This window comes from Enterobacter cloacae complex sp. OE43NF (assembly GCF_023544405.1).
GTDB lineage: Bacteria > Pseudomonadota > Gammaproteobacteria > Enterobacterales > Enterobacteriaceae > Enterobacter > Enterobacter cloacae.
Window position 1 is genome coordinate 1 of the sequence record NZ_JAMJFW010000150.1, and the last position, 651, is coordinate 651.

The 651-nt window shown below is 43.6% G+C and carries 1 protein-coding gene; it reads left to right on the forward strand.

The window, feature by feature from the left end; translation table 11 throughout:
- The first annotated feature begins 138 nt into the window (after positions 1–138).
- Positions 139–639, forward strand: coding sequence for an HNH endonuclease (locus M8370_RS23425; protein WP_219987092.1), 501 nt, complete (start codon positions 139–141; stop codon positions 637–639).
- The last annotated feature ends 12 nt before the right edge of the window (positions 640–651 follow it).

Genomic DNA, 651 nt, shown 5'->3' on the forward strand with positions numbered 1-651 from the left:
ATTCACGTGCCATGCCCAGCACCAAAGAAAACACAGAGCCCTGCAGAAACGAGCTTCGGAGATTCGTCGTTATAAGCGGCGGCTTCTCTGTGGGCGACGTTTCTGGGCAACGAGGCTCGTTCCTGCAGGAAGACGCAAATGAATACTGAATCATTAATCGCTCTATTTATTGAATATCTAGAATACGACGAAAGCAGCCCATCCTTTCTTCGCTGGAAAAAATCCCCAATGAGCCGAATTATGGCTGGGAGTGTCGCGGGAAATGTTGATTGCAAGGGGTATTGGAGGTTGCGCCTTAAGGGCAAGGACTATCTTGCTCATCGCGTCGTCTATGCATTGTTCAATGGATGTATGCCTGAATTTATTGATCACGTAGATACGAATAGAAAAAATAACAAAATTAATAACCTCCGCAGTGTCAATGCCTCTCAAAACCAGTTCAACAGGAAGTTAAATAAGAACAATCGCAGCGGGATAAAAGGAATATTCCGTGATGAGAAAAGAAATGAGTGGGTCGCGACTATATGGAAAGGCAGCAAAATAGCTTTTTCCGGAAGATTCAAATCAAAAAAAGAAGCCAGCGAAGCCCTAATAATTAATCGCCGTATGTTGCATGGAGAATATGCAAATAACGGATGAATAAGTTGCCGT